Raw genomic sequence first — 15,249 nt, forward strand, 5'->3', positions numbered from 1 at the left:
GAAAAAGAGCTGGATTATTCCAGCTCGTCCATCAGCTTAACCAGGTGATCAACTGCTTCTTGAGCTTGTGCACCGTCAGCTTTGATAGTTACAACAGTACCTTTGGTCAGACCCAGAGTTTGCAGCTTGAACAGGCTAGTTGCGCTTGCTTCTTTACCGCCAGATTCTACAGTAATTTTTGCATCGAAGCCTTTTGCTTCTTTTACGAACTGAGCCGCTGGACGAGTGTGCAGACCATTTTCAGCAGTGATTTCTACTTGCTTTTGATACATGTTTTACCCCGATACATTATTTATTTAGGTTTATGTATTAAATCTTCGGTTAGCTTAAACTGATTGACCAGTTTTGGCTATCGATGCACGGTAAACTAACCAAGATTTGAGTGCCCTAGCTTAATCCAAGTCAAACTTTTGTGACATTTTCGCTCAAAACAACACCTGACTCACAGTCGAGGCGCTGATTAATTTCGAAGTGGAAAATAAATGGCGGGGAATTTTTACTAGAGCAGACTGAAAAAATCAAACAAAAAAGCCCCGTCGGGGCTTTTTTGTTGCCAATCATGCGATTGGATTTGGGAGCTCAATACCTGTTATTGCTGGTTCTCAAGCTCTGTAAAGATACCAGCGAACAGCGCAGAACTTAGGTAGCGTTCACCAGAACTAGGCAGAATCGTCACGATGTTTTTGCCCGCAAACTCAGGCAATTCTGCAATTTTGTTGGCAGCAACAACAGCAGCACCTGAAGAGATACCCGCAAGAATACCCTCTTCTTCCATTAGACGGCGTGCCATGGCAATCGCTTCGTCAGAGGTAACCAGTACAGTTTTGTCGACAAGAGACAAATCCAGGTTGCCAGGTACGAAGCCAGCACCGATACCTTGGATTTTGTGAGGTGCTGGTTGTACGTCGTCGCCATTCACAGTTTGAGTGATAACAGGAGACTCAGCAGGCTCTACTGCAACAGTGGTGATAGCCTTGCCCTTGGTGTTTTTTATGTAACGGCTAACACCAGTCAACGTACCACCCGTACCTACACCAGATACAAATACGTCGATTTCGCCATCAGTATCTTCCCAAATTTCAGGACCTGTGGTCTTCTCATGGATCTCTGGGTTAGCAGGGTTGTTGAACTGTTGCAGCATCAGGAACTTTGCTGGGTCAGCAGCAACAATTTCTTCTGCTTTAGCGATCGCACCTTTCATGCCTTTCGCTGCTTCAGTCAGAACCAAGTTTGCACCCAGTGCTTTCAGAAGCTTACGGCGCTCAAGGCTCATTGACTCAGGCATGGTCAGAGTCAGTTTGTAACCACGGGCTGCAGCAACATAAGCCAGCGCGATACCTGTATTACCACTGGTTGGTTCAACCAGCTCGACACCAGGCTTTAGTTTGCCGCTTTTCTCAGCATCCCAAATCATGTTTGCACCGATACGGCATTTAACGCTAAAGCTAGGGTTGCGAGCTTCAATTTTTACCAGCACTTTGCCGTTTGATACACGGTTAAGACGTACAAGCGGCGTGTTGCCGATAGTAGTTGAATTATCTTCGTAAATTTTACCCATCTTCTTCGTTCCTTCGGTTTGCAGGGGATATACGAGTTTTAGAATATCCTGATTTGGCTGAAAGCAAAGTAATCGTTAGTTATATCTTATTGTCGCCAAATGCATATAAACCGTTGAAAACCGCGCTATTACTAGAATCTTATTCCGGCGTGATACGTTAGAACACGGTAGAAAACAGACAGTGCCGCCACTTTGCCGCCACTTTTGGCGGCACTAGAAAAGGTGGGATATTGGGTTTTTTGTGATCGCATCCTCAAGGTGATCGGGTGCGAAATGGGCGTAGCGCATGGTGTGCTTAATGTCAGTGTGGCCCAAGATTCTTTGCAGCACAACGATGTTGCCGCCCTTCATCATAAAGTGGCTGGCGAAGGTGTGACGAAAAACGTGGGTGGCTTGGCCTTCGGGTAAATCAGGAATTAAATCATCAATCATCTGCCACATACTGGTGTAGCAGTTCTTGAATAAACGGCCTGATGTGGGTTGGTAGATTTCATCATAAAGGGCAGGGCTGATGGGAACCGTCCGGTTTTTCTTGCCCTTGGTTTTCGAGAAGGTGATTTTGTACTGGCTCAACTGAGAACCGCGAAGCTGTTCCGCTTCTTTAAAGCGTGCGCCGGTTGCCAAACACACTTTGATGATCGGATAAAGCGAGGTATTAGTGTGAACTTTGGCCGCCGCCAACACAGCGGTGATCTGTTCATCTGTTAGGAACGCCATTTCCGTTTCGTGTTGCTTGAATGAACGCACCTTGCCCAGTGGGTTATCCCAGCGCCATTCACCTGTTCGAATCAATTCCTCAATCATCGCATTGAAAACCGCCTGGTCATGGTTAACCGTGGAGGTTTTCACCGCAACGAATTTCCCTTTTGCGTTTTTCACCAACCCCGCGATGCGTTGTTCACGGTAGGTTGTCCACATCTTTGCGGAAAATTGGGCGGCCAAAGGGTTGCCCAATGATTCTGCAATAAAGTTCAAGCGGTTCAGTGTGTACTTGCCTTGCGCCAATGAGAAACCGTGGGCGCGGTGCCAAATATCCACCATATCTAAAAGGCGGCGATTATCGACCTTTTCACCCAGCCAAGGTGAGTCCTTCACCTGCTGCATAGTGAAATGTTCGAATTGGTTCGCTTCGGCTTTGGTGGTGAAACGTTTGCGAATACGTTTGCCCTCGCGCCCGCTTGGGTAGCACTCACAAAGCCATGGTTTTTTGCTGCCGTCTTTTAGATTTCTAACAGTCATTAAGTGAAGTTCTTCATAGATCCCTGATTAGTCATAGTTTCCTGATTAGCTTGAACGATAGCTTCGTTCAATGCCTGCACTTTTGAAATTGCTTCAGCATCATCTAGATCCCCGTTCAGCGCGCTTTGGAGACTGATGATGACCATTTCTTTAAGACCATTGACCATCTTTACGAGCAACTCACCTTCTATCTCAACATCGTTTACTTTGTAGTCTGGCATTGCCGTTTTTAACACTTTCGAGTTCACCGCCCACATAGTTTGAGGAAGGCCGGTATTGGGGGAGTTCAATTGGAGTGCTATGGCATGAAAGCCAACAAGCACTTGTTGATATGCAGAAAAGTATGTCCAGCATATTTCTGGAAGATATAAGCGCACACTTTGAATATCGTTTAAAGAGAAACTCTCCATTGTCACTTTATCAGTGAAACTTTTTATGTATTCAAAAGCTTCACTATTCTGCATTGGGTCAATCAAGTAGCTTTTGGGGAGCAATCCGATAGCCCCAACAGTTGTGAGAGCAGGGGTAAGACCTTCGAGCTTCTTGAGTATTTTTTCAGCAGACTCAACTTTCTTATTAAACAAAACTGATTTTCGGTTGGAGTAGCCTGAAATGACAATATCTCTAAGCGCTTCACGTTGCTGGGATTCATCGCTTAGCCTATCTTTGAGAACTTCCAGTTTTTTATCGAAGCTATGCTTCAAAGATGACGTCAGCAACTTGGATATAGTGTTTTTGAATACAAAAGCTAGACCGCCAGTGAGCGCAGAACTTCCGGCGACTAATAAAATAAACTTTGAAAATTCTAGCATTTACATACCACGTAAGTGTTGCAGAAATATTTTGAGCTAGAATGAAAATGGTCCAATCAGTACGTTTTAAAACTAGCTCCAATTCGCCCCAAATCTTCATGCCATACTCATAATTAGCCTTGGTGTGGGATACACCCTGTGAATATGTTTACCTCCTCGCCGATGGTGTATTACTCCCTGACCATACTGATCTCTACGCGGCCTACCACTTTTATATCTTCTTCATTAACACTAAGTGTTGAACCGTTAAAATCAACAGCCAGCTTTTTACCTGGTAAACGTTGGACTTGGTTTATTGAGTAACTGCCATCGACATCAATCAAGTACCTACCTGATGTTGGATTTGTGTCTGAAGTTTTGACGAAATAAGTGGATGCGTTTTCAACTACAACCATGCAGTTAGATCTGTCTAAATTGCCAGAAAGCAATGACTTATCAATGGAAAGAGCCACTAAATCAACAATTTTCCCACCTTCTAATCTTTTTGCCGTGAGAACCTCATTCAGAGATTTATCTGAGTCATTTTGAAAAACTTCGCCTTTACCTAGCGCCAAATATTCGAGATTCACACTTTTTGCAATGCAAGTTCTTATTATCAACTCCCACGGAGTGAGATTTCTTTTCTTCCACGTCCCTATTGTTGGGGCGGGTACTCCTGTCCAATCTGCCAATTGTTGATCTGTATGAACATCGTATATCTCCTTGAGCTTATCGACGAGTTCCTTGCCTCCTACATATTCAAACGGAGGAACCTTCGCTGTTAATCGAGCCATAAAACCAACCATTTCGTATCAAAAGTGAGAAAAAAGCCGGAATTGGTCCATTAAGACTGTAAATCTATTCTAATGAACTTGACATGGGGTCATTTGAGATCAAATCTATTCAAATGAACCAATGGTGCCGATATTTGACCGTTTATGACGATATCGAGCACTACCAACCAAAAACCAACTCAAAAGGATAGCACCATGTTGTCATTTACAGTAGCAATACCTGCGCCATACATGACCTATGCAGAATATGCCCGCTTTACGGGCATGAGTAAGCGTCTGGTCGAAGACTGGGCAGCCCTAGGTAAAGTAATCATTGCACCTAAGGTACTCGCTGGTGAGAAGCCGCTGGTCAATGTCATCGCAATGATAGAAAAGGCGAGCCGCGAAACAAATGAAATACTGGGGCATGCTTCATGAGCGACCCAATCACTAAAGCGAACCTGCAATTTGAAAAGCTACCTTTTTGGTATCACTGCTTTTCAATTGCAGTTTTTCTCATTCCTTACGTTTCAATTGAGTTTTCAATATGACCAGCAATAACTCAATGTGCGTTTCATGTGAATGCAAACAAAAGACTTGGGACGATTCTTGTTATGCATTTGCAAATAGCACTGATATGACAAAGATGGCCAAACTCATTGGCATTACGCCGCAAATGATGCGTAACAAAATGAACCCCGACCAACCGCACGAACTAAAGGTGCGTGAACTTATCGACATCACCAACACAGGTAATGAAACCCTGATAAGTGGTCTTTTGCTTGCGTGCGACATGGTTGGCGCAAAACTTCCAAAAGAAAACCAAGAAGCCACGCTTGCAATGCGTGCCCTGCTTTCGTCAAAACACGCCGGTGAAATATCTGCCGTAGCAATTGAAAACGCCGGTGCAAAGCATCTACCCCGCACAGAGCGCGAAACCCTTCGCGATGCAGCACAACGCAACATCAGAAATATGGTCTTGCTGATCGCCGATTTAGAAAACCGCACAGCTGGCGTTGCGCCGTTCCTTTCCATGTCCATGGAAGTGATCGGCAACGGTATGCCAATGCCAGGGCTAACGTAAGGAGATAACTACATGAGCAACGCACAATCCCTGAAAAGTATCCCGCAGAGCCTGAAACAGTTTGATGCGATGTTAGAAGAAGCGGCTAATGCACCAGTTCGCCCGGCAGAAGACAGCATCGCAGCAGCAAAAGCCCTTTTTACCATTGGTCATAAACAAAGTTTGATTGCACTGATTTATAACGGCCTTCAAGCGAAACAACGGGCGCTACTCCTCTCTGCAGGTGGTGCAGACCACAACCTACGAGATATGAACTTCAAAGACCTCGACGGTCTGACGCGAGAAAAAGTGCGCCGTGGATTGAATGAGTTTTCAATCGTCATTCGCCGCTTTAACAACGCCGTGGGCCATATCGAAAGAACTCTACCTACCGACTTCAGATAACAATAAGCAGCACGCTTGTCACTTTCGAGGTGCTTTTTTGTCAGTGAAATAGGTTAACAACATGAAAAACCAAACCAGAAACCTAAAAAATGCCTTTGATGGTTTGCTTTGGCTCAGTGCCGAATCCTTAGGTACACGCTTCTTTGTCGATGTCTCTCTATGGGCTAGCCGACAAGAAATCAAAGTGGAAATCGTTGACTTGCTCCAAGGTGCCACCCCCATCTTTATGGACTCCAGCTATGGAAACGCTTTTGACACTGAAACCATTAACGCAATGGAAGACCGCTTGATTGAAAAACTTGGCGACCTGAAAGCACAAGAGGAGCAAGCAGCATGATCAAAGTCGTATCGATTCCCCGTATTGCTGCCCATGCTGGCAGCCCTTTTAACCTTATTCACGTTCGCTTGTATTGGGTTTGTCCACAGTGTGGCGATGAACGTGGAGAGTTGGTCGGCACTACTTCATACGATGGCAGTTGCCGTTTGTATTGTGATGGTTGGTCAAACCCTTGCGGCCATGTGGACAAGTACAGCGCAGTGAAGAAAGAAGCCCTGGCCAACGGGTTAAACGAAGAGGTGACAGCATGATGAATTTCCTTGCTGTTTACTTGTGTGGCGACGGCAGCATTCTCCGCAATGAAGATACTTCCGAAGTTATGAACTTACAGCTGGGCGAGTTCGAAACCAAAGAACTCGCCATCAAGCAGGCGTGTAGCCAGCTTGAATGCACCCATTACCACAACGGTGTACTAACCAAAGGAGATGGACAGGGCGGATATCTGATTGTTGATGCGCAGGAGTTCACTACAGTATGACATCCCGCTTTTTCACCCCGCAAGAAATCCGACAATTCACCAACGCCGGACCTGAGAAAATCGGCTCGGCGGAATTCTTTCTTGATGACCACTCAAACGATGAAGCATTAAAGCGAGCGATCGGTTATAGAGAACCTTACATGCCACCCGAGCTTGCCCCGCAGGGCAGTCGCGAAGCGGCTGGGGGTAATAGCCTTGTCCAGTGGCGCAAAAGTCCGACAAGGGAACAAATCTATGCCAGAAACCAGCTATTACATGCTGAAAAGGCAGATCTGGCCGCCAAACCAGAAAAAGATCGCATCAGAGCAAAGCGAGAACGCATCCGTAAATGGGCAGCTTTGGCACGAACGCCAAAGTTGGGAGAAAACGCAAAACTCATTCCCCCATTCGCTGTCGCAGCCTGCGCTCCCATTACGCTTGACTGGCAAAAGAACCCGGTTAAATGCCTGCAAGCACATGGTTTTGTCGTCAATGCGCCGGTAATAGCAAAATTACAGCACCGGGAATGGTCAAACGAATGGCGAATACGAGTTACTGCTCAATCAAGACCCTCAGAAGCACCGCCAACACAAGCTGGCGATAGGTTGACAAAACACCTTACCCAAAGTTCTGTGTCCAAAATCATTACTTCCGGCGCTTACGTGCAAGTGCTCCGTGGAGGTTTTACCACCTTCACAACACTTACATTCAGCCAGGAACAAAGAGAGCGTGTGCTTACACCCAAACCACAATCAAAAAACCGCACCAAGCCGGGAATATTTGGCGCCATCGTTGTCATGAAACCACAAGGTAGGGAGCCCTTGCGCCTTAAAGCAGAAGGTGCATTTACCTGGCTTGATGACATGGGAAAGGAAGGGGATCTCGCTGCCGTGAACCCAGAAGAAATTAAACAAGTTGGAGAAGATGACAGCGGCTCCCCATTATTTGACATAGGCGCCCCGAGCATCAGAGCTTGCGGCCCTTACAGCAAAGTACGTGCATTCACGCCGGATTCTACTGTAGGTAAAGAAGTCAGCCACTTCATCGACCTAGCCCAAAAAGCATATCAACGTGGTTGGATACCTAACTACATGCCAAGGCGCACCAAACCTCACCAAGCCAAAGAAAAACAAGCAGGAGAAAAGTGCGGCCGACACATTGCGGCTGGCCCTTTCACCCCCATTAGAAAAGGCGATCAAAAAGACAAAATAAAACAGAACCCACGCTGGAAAAACAGCAACGGCAAATGGAAGCAAACCGCCGTACCTCTCGATTACATCTGGGTAGCCGAAATGCCTGCCAATGAAGACGGTGAGCCCAACCCGCACGTTCACTTGCTCATGCGTTGGGAGGTACCTGGAACCCACTTCCATGCATGGGCTGGGAGGTTAGAAAAAATGTGGGGAAATGGATTCGCCAAGCTAGAAAGAATTAAACACGCTAAAGCAGGCGCAAACTACATCGTCAAAGCCGTCGGTTACACAGCTAAAGGTGGTAAGGAAAACCAAGGGCTCATTCGAGGTAACCGCTACAGCATTAGCCAATCTGCGAGAGCAGAAGGGTTCGAAGACATCATGAGCTGGCAGGCAGACAATATGGCCGCCATCATCGCTGAATGTGAAGAAAAGTTAGCACGCACTAATGCACATCATGATGGCGCAGCTAGCCGCGCCCAAATGAAGTTAAAGAAACAGAAAAAAATCCATCAAATCACCAAAAAGAGCAAAAAATTCACAGAAGAAGAACGCGAAAAGCGCCTCTCAGAAATTAAAGTGAAAATGGCAACGCTGGATGAGGAAATCCTCGCTGCTCAACAAGCAAAGCGAGAGCGGGGGGTTTTTGCCTCAGGTCATTGGCAAATCACCTTCACCGGGTCAAATGCGACCCACAACCTAGATAACTTCCTAGGTTGGGCCGTAAACAATCGCCATTGGCAAGCCAACGCCAGAAATGACTACATCAAACAAGAATTAGAGCAGGCTAAAGAAGAAGCTATTATTAATATGCGGCTTGAATACAGCGCTATAGAAAGCGCCAAAAACCCCAGCGATAGCGAAATTCAAAAACTAGAATATCTGTACAAAAAGCTTGAAAGCGTGCAGCAAGAAATCGACTACCAACGCCGATTAAGAATCCAGCTCGCCAACAACTTGCGCCAGCAACGTGCATACTGGCGCAAACATACTATGACCAAAACTGAGCAGCGAACCAGCACTGAGTGGTGGGCTAGCTTCTTAAACAGATACGAACCACCAGAACAATCTTGTATGAACCAGCTACTCACAGATATGCACTCCGAAGACCTGAGAATGAGGGCGTAAACATGCCAAAAAGTAGAGAGCAACGATATGGCGAATACCGAGCTAACCAAGACCATGAAGTGGGGTGCGAAGCATTCATGACAGAAGTCGAAGTAGCCACAAAGCGCAGAGTGGAAGCATTAGAACGGGAATATCGGGCAAATCGAGCAAAAGGACAAGCTGCTCCTGAAGTAAAAAAGGCAAAAAGTTTGGAAGAGCTAGCTAGCGCCAAGTTGCCCAAATACGACAATGTCAGGGGCTGATTACATAGGTGTTCGAGTTCTGTCAATAACTGTACGCACTCCGTCTGCGAAGGTATTACTAAGCCATTTGATATTGGTGAAGATGCGTTAAGCGCATTACTTAAAGGCTCTCGCGTCAGCGTTGGTGGGGGGAGCAGTATCAAAATACGCCAGTGTACCGAAGTGGTGTTAGATGACACAGGTCACTACATCACCATAGAGCGCCCCCCACAGCTCATTGAAATTGACGACCGATGCCATCAACAAGACATGCAAGCGTTCGACAACGCGGTGGCCGACTTCCTCAACTACGGAAAACCGAAAAAAGTACCACCAGAGACGCCGAAAACGACCCAACCTGACCTCTCACGTATCCCGCCAACTTACTGGGATGACGAAGATTGGCCGTTGATATAGAAAATAGGTATATCCATTGAAGTTTGGGTCCAGTGGTTGGTCTAAAAAAATATCCGCCATTTAACTATTTGTATTAAAAAATATTTAATCTTCGCTCACGTGCTATGCACGCAAAACGACATATTTAACCTCGACAGACATTTGATTGAAAATATACTGTATATCTATACAGTATTTCGTGTGGGTGTCCGCATCTTCGCGCATGTAGGGAGAAGAATAAAATGGATAAAAAAAGCCATGCCGCTGTTCAGTGGATTGAATCGCGCGCATACGAAGATACGGCCAACCCTGAGTGGCCGCCGGAAGTGTATTTTCTATTACATTTGGTCAGGGAGAACGCTAAAAAAGCGAGAGCTGCTGATGAAGAAGAGATTGGCGAACAGTCGGTGAGACAGAGCGGATAATGATTCGAAGAACCCAGGTAAAGATACTGAAAACGCGACTAAGTTTGTCCTCGAATGCACATTGTCAGATATTAAAATTTAAGGGAACTGGTAGCCGTCTCTATCGCTCTGCTTTCTCTTTGGCGATCAGTTCAATCAGGGAAATAAATGTCGAATAATATCTTTCTGGCAATTTGCAGATAGCGGCCCGCACATCTTCAGTGACCAAACGCCGTTGTTGTCGTTCGCCGTCCGCCACATCCGCCAGCGTCAACTTGTAACAGTCCATCAACTGTCTTAAATGCTTTATCGTCATCGAGGTTTCACCCGATTCAATCCGGCCCAATGTCTTCAAAGACAATTCAGGACAGAGCGCGGCCACCTGTTGTTGCGTATACCCCATTTGACGTCTTACTGCTTTCAAATATACAACAATTGGGTCCATCTCATACCTAAGAATATTTATATTTTTCATGTAGAAAAAGAGACTAATCTGACTCACAAATACTGCTAATCGGTCATATATGACAGCTCAACTTCTCATTCTCAATATAGTCACCAAATCCCATTAATGAGACATAAAAAATGAAGAATATTACAACTGCACCAAAGTGCATTTCGATAGGTTAAAAAATAAAAAACAGTAATCAACGAATCAGATGGAAGGTGACTGACTATGGCGTTAGTACATGAACTTGCAAAGCAGTGGGTTAAAGAAAGGTTTTCTGAACACACAGATGGTGTGCCTATCTATGAGGATGTTCTTGTGTTGGCGTTTTTGATTTTATTGATTGATTTTGATGAGAAAGAAAGCGACTTTCTCAATATCAACAGTGAAGATTTTGACGGGCCAGAGGAAACAAACGTCTAGCGCCTCAACGTGAAGCTAGAAAAGCGAAAGTTGCTGTTTTAGCTCACGTCTCGCGGACGGCGGGATTGACCGGATAAGCGCCACCGCCAATTCGTTGGTGGTGAGTGCGGAAGGTGAAAGCGTGTATGCGTAAGCCCGGTACATCACAAAGCGGTGGCCGCAACCAGAGCAGTGGCAGTATATGTCGCTCACATTGATCGAAAGGCGGTTAGTTTTCTGGATGGTCGCCCTTTCACCACACCCACAAAAAATACGGGTGCCTTGTACGGAGGCGTCCAACGTCACACCTGCTGGAAAGCTGGCAGGAAGGTTCAAGGAATGTTTAAACCCAAGTGAAGCCACAAACGAGTGGCCACACTCGGGTTTTGTGCATGAGCAGTATAAATCTGCTGCATTGGGGTTTTGCTTGTCTCTTTCTGTGCGGCTCACTACCGCACCTGCACCGCATGAACAATCCACACGCATGAAACCTTGCCCTAACTGACTGACCGACCCTTCGATGGTAGTTAAGTGCTGGTTATTTGTACAGTGTCAATACGCTCTATCGCGATGCGCTCATGGCAGTGTTGATTCGGTTTTCCGCCGTAGTGAAAAACATGTCATCTTTTTCTATGCCATAGAAGTCCCGCCCCATTTCAACGCACCCCACGCCAGTGGTGCCACTCCCCATTGTGAAGTCCAGCACCTTGCTGTTGGGGGCGCTGTAGGTAAAAAGCAAATCTTTGATCAAGGCCAATGGCTTTTGTGTGGGGTGTAACCCCGTTAAATCACGCTTGTAATACAAGATGTTGCTTTTGAATTTTTTACCTGGCGCCAGATTAAAGACGCGCGGCCAACGTTGACGAAGCCGGTTTCGATAATCCATGTCCACCGCTTTTAAATCGGCATAGCTGCGTTTGAAATACCCGGTCTCGTATTGCAAAAGCTGCAGCTTGCTCTCAGAAGGGATCGAAAATTGACGGCCATCGGTGAAATAATGCCCCGCTGAAGAGCCCAACTTTTTCACCATTTGTGAACGGGTAAAACCGGATTTTACGAGTTCGGCATCAAACCACGGTTTCAACGGATGATCCCGAAAGTCATCACACCTCTTGTAATACACGACAATGTCTTCGGTGTAATTGGCGGGCACCTTGCTGACATTGAACGCAGTGGCAAAGTGCTCTTTAACCCAGTTCAAACGATGTGAAAAAGGTAAGGAGCCGTGAGCCCCTAGAATCAGCTTGCTGGTAAACGGCTCCTGACCAAACAAAATAAGCACGCCGTTTGGCCTGAGTACACGAAAGCACTCAGCAAACATCTTGTTAAAGTCGATGGGGGTATCCCAATCAGCGCGAATACCTGTCATCCCCTTTATCGTGCCATAGGGGGGATCGGTAAGAATTAAATCGATAGCGCCATCAGGAAGGTTTTTCATTTTCTCCAGGCAATCGCCATGCATCAGTACAACAGACACTGATCATCTCCTTTAGCTGAGAGTGGGAAGGACCAAGTCAAACCGCACCTGCAAATCAGGGCGGTTCAGGATTTCCGGGTCATGGTTGATTTCATCCATCATCAGTTCACAGACCGGAATGATTTCATCACGCAGGTATTCACGGCCGACTTTTTCGGGGTCACCAAAGCCTGCGGTATTCACCGGCACAATGCCCCCTTTTCCCGGTGGGAAGCGGTGACTTACCAGGATGTCCTGTGCGGTGATGTTCTTAATCCGGTCGAATTCATCGCGGGTGGCGATATCCCCAACCGGGATAAGTTGTATGCCTTTTTCATGCCCGTTCGGGATATTGATAAACATCGACCGAAAGTTGCCCACGCCTTTTGAGCTGGCAATTTTCTCTTTGAGCATCTCCTCGTCTTTACTGCTGAGACGGGGGTCGGTGGAGTAGAAGATAAACCCCATATGGGCGCCGTTTTTGTAGTAGCGGCGGCGGAACAGGGTCGCGTCTTTGTTTAAAAGGGAAGATTGCAAACCGCCCACGTAATCCGGCACCCCATACACTTGCTGTTTCGGGTCATACTGCGCCAGCCAAATCACGTCCTTGGCTTTGTACAGGCGTTTATTGTCGTCACGCTCCAATACCCACACATCACCATTGCGGCGTTTTCGCACATACATGGATGGCAACGGGAAAAGACCGTTAACACGCCCAAAGAAATCACGAAGTTTCAGCAAAGCACCGTGGCCGAATTGGGTGTAGTCCCGCGTGAACCGCTGGAACAGATGACGGCGGACATTCCCACCGCCTGTAAATCGGCTCGCCACGTAATTCGAGCGGGCGATCAACAAGCTGCCGTGATAGGCGTTGGCGTGGGCCAGTTGTGCCAGCCCTTCGGGGTTGATGGGGGGCTCCCAGTAATCTTCGGTGTCGTTGTAAAAGAGTTCACTGTAATCGGTCAGCCAGCTGCTGGCGTCCACGGTTTCAAAACCGGTATCCAGGCTGTACACACTGGCCGGGGCGGCGTGTTCTTTGGTTACTGGGAAAGGTGCAGTCATCGTTATCGCCCAAATGCATAAGTGGAAGTTCGTTCAGCGTCCGCCGTATTCAGCGGCTCATTAATCAGGGCATGCGCTATCGCCCAGAACGCATCAGCATGCCCGGTGGTGTCACTGCGTTCGGCTTTGAAGGTCATCATGTTGCCGCTGTTACTCGCCACACGTTTGATAGCCATAAAGGCCATGGCAATGTCTTTGTGTTCGGCATCCCACTGCACGCGGCCCGCGTCAATCACATCAATCATTTTCAGCACCAGACGGTTTTTGTTTTCGTTGCTGTAGTGAATGGCGTGTGCCTCACGCGGGTGATTGGCGCTCACTAAATCCCATACACCCGCCCCGATGCCGGTGGTATCGATGCCGATATAGGTCACGTTGAAGCGCTGGAACGCATCATCAATCTGGCTGGCCTGGTACTGGAAGTTGAGCCCTTTCCAATAGTGCTTTTCCAGCACCCGGAACAACTCAGCATGGGTTTTCGGTGGCGCCACCACCACGAGGCAGGCGTTGTCGCGGGTCCGGCTTGGGTCATAGCCCAGCCACACTTCCTGGTTGGCATAAGGTCTCGCCGTATCGGGGGTGACATCCTTCCACTGGCTGGTGTCCACCATGGCCCGTTCGAGCTTATGGAACTGGAACACCGAGGCGTTATCGTCGACAAACACACACATGAAGAGGTTGGAAAAATCCGACGCGCTGTATTCGTCGCGCAGCTCCTCAATATCAAAGAGGTCGCAGCCCCCTTGCTTCGCATCTTCGATGGTCACGACAAGACGCCATTGCCTGTCCGGGCAGAGTGCGCCACCGTGTCGGAAATCCTCAAAGGAAGGAAAAGACACCGATTCACGGTGGGCTTTTCCCTTGCGCCAGCTGTCACCGGTCCAGAAGGGGTAAGCCTGGTGCGCCTTGCTGGAGGGCGTCGAAAAGTAGGTCTTACGCCACTTTTTATGCGTCGCCATGGCGGACGCCAGTTTGTTCAGCACATCAAACTTGGGGATCCAAAAGTATTCATCAATGTAGACATGGCCGTGAAAGCCCTGCGAGGTGCTGCTGTTGGTCGAGCAAAAGCGAAGCTCGGCGCCATTACTGAGCACGATGGGGTTCCCTGATAACTCGATGCCGAGGAACTCACGCGCAATATTGATGATGTAGCGCCGGAAGATTTCAGCCTGGGCGCGGGAGGCTGACAGGAATACCTGGTTATCGCCGGTGAGGATCGCATCTTCCAGCGCTTCACAGGCAAAGTAATAGGTTGCACCAATCTGGCGGGATTTAAGAATGTTACGTGTGCGCCGGTGCAGGTTTTCACGCATCAGGAGCTGGTAATCGAAGAAACTCGCATGGAGGGCGTTAAAGGCGTCAGCGGTCAGCCCACTCACATCATTTTTGACCTTCCTGCCTTTCTTCTTTTTCGGGGTGTGGCTGCGCTCTGTGGCCTTTTCGCCGCTGTGGCTTTCGCCCCCGGACGGCATGGCAGCCTGCTGGCGCTGCCTTTTCAGCTTCACATGCTTTTCAATCAGCATGTCGAGCTCTTTTAGCTGAGCGGGGCTTTTTTCGTCTTTGTCCGTCAGCAGCACAATACGACGCCCAATCGCGTCGTCCACTTCTTCTTCGCGCAGCAAATCACGCCAGCCGTATTTATCCGCCCAGTGGTAAACAATGCGGGTGTTTGGCAGCGTCAATTCATCGGCAATGTCCTGCGGCGTGTGGCGTCGCAAATAAAGGCGTTTTGCCGCTTCTCTGATTTCAGGTGAGTAAGCCATGGGCGCAGTTTACGCACTTGAGCAGCGTAAAAACCCGGTCGGAATTCGGAAGGATTCGGATTTCCTTGATATCCGAATTTCTAGGAATGGAACCAGATGAAAGCCCGCCATTAACGCAGTAACTTTCCCATCAATTCGAACGCATTTGACATT

Annotated in this window: 21 protein-coding genes; 11 read left to right on the forward strand and 10 right to left on the reverse strand. The window is 47.7% G+C overall.

Annotated features, from left to right (window positions below; all coding sequences use genetic code 11):
* Positions 1-14 precede the first annotated feature (14 nt).
* From GMA8713_RS12350 to GMA8713_RS12370, 5 genes are all read right to left on the reverse strand, one after another.
* Positions 15-272, reverse strand: coding sequence for an HPr family phosphocarrier protein (locus GMA8713_RS12350; RefSeq protein WP_002537934.1), 258 nt, complete (start codon positions 270-272; stop codon positions 15-17).
* Between the two features lie 317 nt (positions 273-589).
* Positions 590-1,558 carry a cysteine synthase A gene (cysK, locus tag GMA8713_RS12355; RefSeq protein WP_062710047.1) on the reverse strand — a complete coding sequence of 323 codons (969 nt, stop codon included), beginning with the start codon at positions 1,556-1,558 and terminating at the stop codon, positions 590-592.
* A gap of 213 nt (positions 1,559-1,771) precedes the next feature.
* Positions 1,772-2,797, reverse strand: coding sequence for a phage integrase (locus tag GMA8713_RS12360; RefSeq protein WP_062710050.1), 1,026 nt, complete (start codon positions 2,795-2,797; stop codon positions 1,772-1,774).
* Entirely contained in the window at positions 2,797-3,609 is an 813-nt protein-coding gene (locus GMA8713_RS12365; protein WP_062710053.1) for a hypothetical protein, read from the reverse strand. Before GMA8713_RS12365 ends, GMA8713_RS12360 begins: the two co-directional genes overlap by 1 nt.
* 170 nt (positions 3,610-3,779) lie before the next feature.
* Positions 3,780-4,382 (reverse strand): helix-turn-helix domain-containing protein, encoded by a 603-nt coding sequence (locus GMA8713_RS12370; protein ID WP_198159499.1) that lies wholly within the window; start codon positions 4,380-4,382, stop codon positions 3,780-3,782.
* Positions 4,383-4,577: 195 nt separating this feature from the next.
* On the opposite strand from GMA8713_RS12370, the gene GMA8713_RS12375 reads away from it, so the two are divergent.
* From GMA8713_RS12375 to GMA8713_RS12420, 10 genes are all read left to right on the forward strand, one after another.
* Entirely contained in the window at positions 4,578-4,799 is a 222-nt protein-coding gene (locus GMA8713_RS12375; protein ID WP_062710059.1) for a hypothetical protein, read from the forward strand.
* Positions 4,800-4,926: 127 nt separating this feature from the next.
* On the forward strand, positions 4,927-5,445 hold the full coding sequence (locus GMA8713_RS12380) for a phage regulatory CII family protein (protein ID WP_269747449.1): 519 nt from the start codon (positions 4,927-4,929) through the stop codon (positions 5,443-5,445).
* Between the two features lie 12 nt (positions 5,446-5,457).
* A complete protein-coding gene (locus tag GMA8713_RS12385; RefSeq protein WP_062710064.1) occupies positions 5,458-5,829 on the forward strand; it encodes a hypothetical protein in 372 nt (123 codons plus the stop codon).
* A gap of 61 nt (positions 5,830-5,890) precedes the next feature.
* Positions 5,891-6,166, forward strand: coding sequence for a hypothetical protein (locus GMA8713_RS12390; RefSeq protein ID WP_062710066.1), 276 nt, complete (start codon positions 5,891-5,893; stop codon positions 6,164-6,166).
* Positions 6,163-6,417: a hypothetical protein gene (locus GMA8713_RS12395; RefSeq protein WP_062710069.1), complete on the forward strand. Its 255-nt coding sequence runs from the start codon at positions 6,163-6,165 to the stop codon at positions 6,415-6,417. The genes GMA8713_RS12390 and GMA8713_RS12395 overlap by 4 nt, the downstream gene beginning before the upstream one ends.
* Entirely contained in the window at positions 6,414-6,644 is a 231-nt protein-coding gene (locus GMA8713_RS12400) for a hypothetical protein (protein ID WP_232314430.1), read from the forward strand. The genes GMA8713_RS12395 and GMA8713_RS12400 overlap by 4 nt, the downstream gene beginning before the upstream one ends.
* Positions 6,641-8,944: a rolling circle replication-associated protein gene (locus GMA8713_RS12405; protein ID WP_062710072.1), complete on the forward strand. Its 2,304-nt coding sequence runs from the start codon at positions 6,641-6,643 to the stop codon at positions 8,942-8,944. Before GMA8713_RS12400 ends, GMA8713_RS12405 begins: the two co-directional genes overlap by 4 nt.
* Before the next feature lie 2 nt (positions 8,945-8,946).
* Positions 8,947-9,186, forward strand: a complete 240-nt coding sequence (locus GMA8713_RS12410; RefSeq protein WP_062710074.1) for a hypothetical protein — start codon at positions 8,947-8,949, stop codon at positions 9,184-9,186.
* A 165-nt stretch (positions 9,187-9,351) separates the two neighbouring features.
* Positions 9,352-9,582 carry a hypothetical protein gene (locus GMA8713_RS12415; protein ID WP_157515598.1) on the forward strand — a complete coding sequence of 77 codons (231 nt, stop codon included), beginning with the start codon at positions 9,352-9,354 and terminating at the stop codon, positions 9,580-9,582.
* A gap of 221 nt (positions 9,583-9,803) precedes the next feature.
* Positions 9,804-9,986: a hypothetical protein gene (locus tag GMA8713_RS12420; protein WP_062710080.1), complete on the forward strand. Its 183-nt coding sequence runs from the start codon at positions 9,804-9,806 to the stop codon at positions 9,984-9,986.
* A gap of 100 nt (positions 9,987-10,086) precedes the next feature.
* Here the strand turns inward: GMA8713_RS12420 and GMA8713_RS12425 are convergent, their stop codons facing one another.
* Positions 10,087-10,467 (reverse strand): helix-turn-helix domain-containing protein, encoded by a 381-nt coding sequence (locus tag GMA8713_RS12425; protein WP_157515599.1) that lies wholly within the window; start codon positions 10,465-10,467, stop codon positions 10,087-10,089.
* Between the two features lie 174 nt (positions 10,468-10,641).
* Between GMA8713_RS12425 and GMA8713_RS12430 the strand changes: the two genes are divergently transcribed.
* Positions 10,642-10,836, forward strand: coding sequence for a hypothetical protein (locus GMA8713_RS12430; RefSeq protein WP_062710086.1), 195 nt, complete (start codon positions 10,642-10,644; stop codon positions 10,834-10,836).
* Positions 10,837-10,851: 15 nt separating this feature from the next.
* On the opposite strand, the gene GMA8713_RS28750 is transcribed toward GMA8713_RS12430, so the two are convergent.
* The 4 genes from GMA8713_RS28750 to GMA8713_RS12450 form a co-directional block, all read right to left on the reverse strand.
* Complete coding sequence (locus tag GMA8713_RS28750) at positions 10,852-11,295, reverse strand: ogr/Delta-like zinc finger family protein (RefSeq protein WP_198159500.1); 444 nt, start codon at positions 11,293-11,295, stop codon at positions 10,852-10,854.
* A gap of 82 nt (positions 11,296-11,377) precedes the next feature.
* The gene (locus tag GMA8713_RS12440) at positions 11,378-12,292 is read right to left on the reverse strand and encodes a DNA-methyltransferase (protein ID WP_062710089.1); all 915 of its coding nucleotides are present in this window, start codon (positions 12,290-12,292) and stop codon (positions 11,378-11,380) included.
* 12 nt (positions 12,293-12,304) lie between these two features.
* A complete protein-coding gene (locus GMA8713_RS12445; protein WP_062710092.1) occupies positions 12,305-13,333 on the reverse strand; it encodes a phage portal protein in 1,029 nt (342 codons plus the stop codon).
* A 2-nt stretch (positions 13,334-13,335) separates the two neighbouring features.
* A complete protein-coding gene (locus tag GMA8713_RS12450; RefSeq protein ID WP_062710095.1) occupies positions 13,336-15,096 on the reverse strand; it encodes a terminase large subunit domain-containing protein in 1,761 nt (586 codons plus the stop codon).
* Positions 15,097-15,249 lie beyond the last annotated feature (153 nt).

This window comes from Grimontia marina, assembly GCF_900060185.1.
GTDB classification, from domain to species: Bacteria; Pseudomonadota; Gammaproteobacteria; order Enterobacterales; family Vibrionaceae; genus Enterovibrio; species Enterovibrio marinus.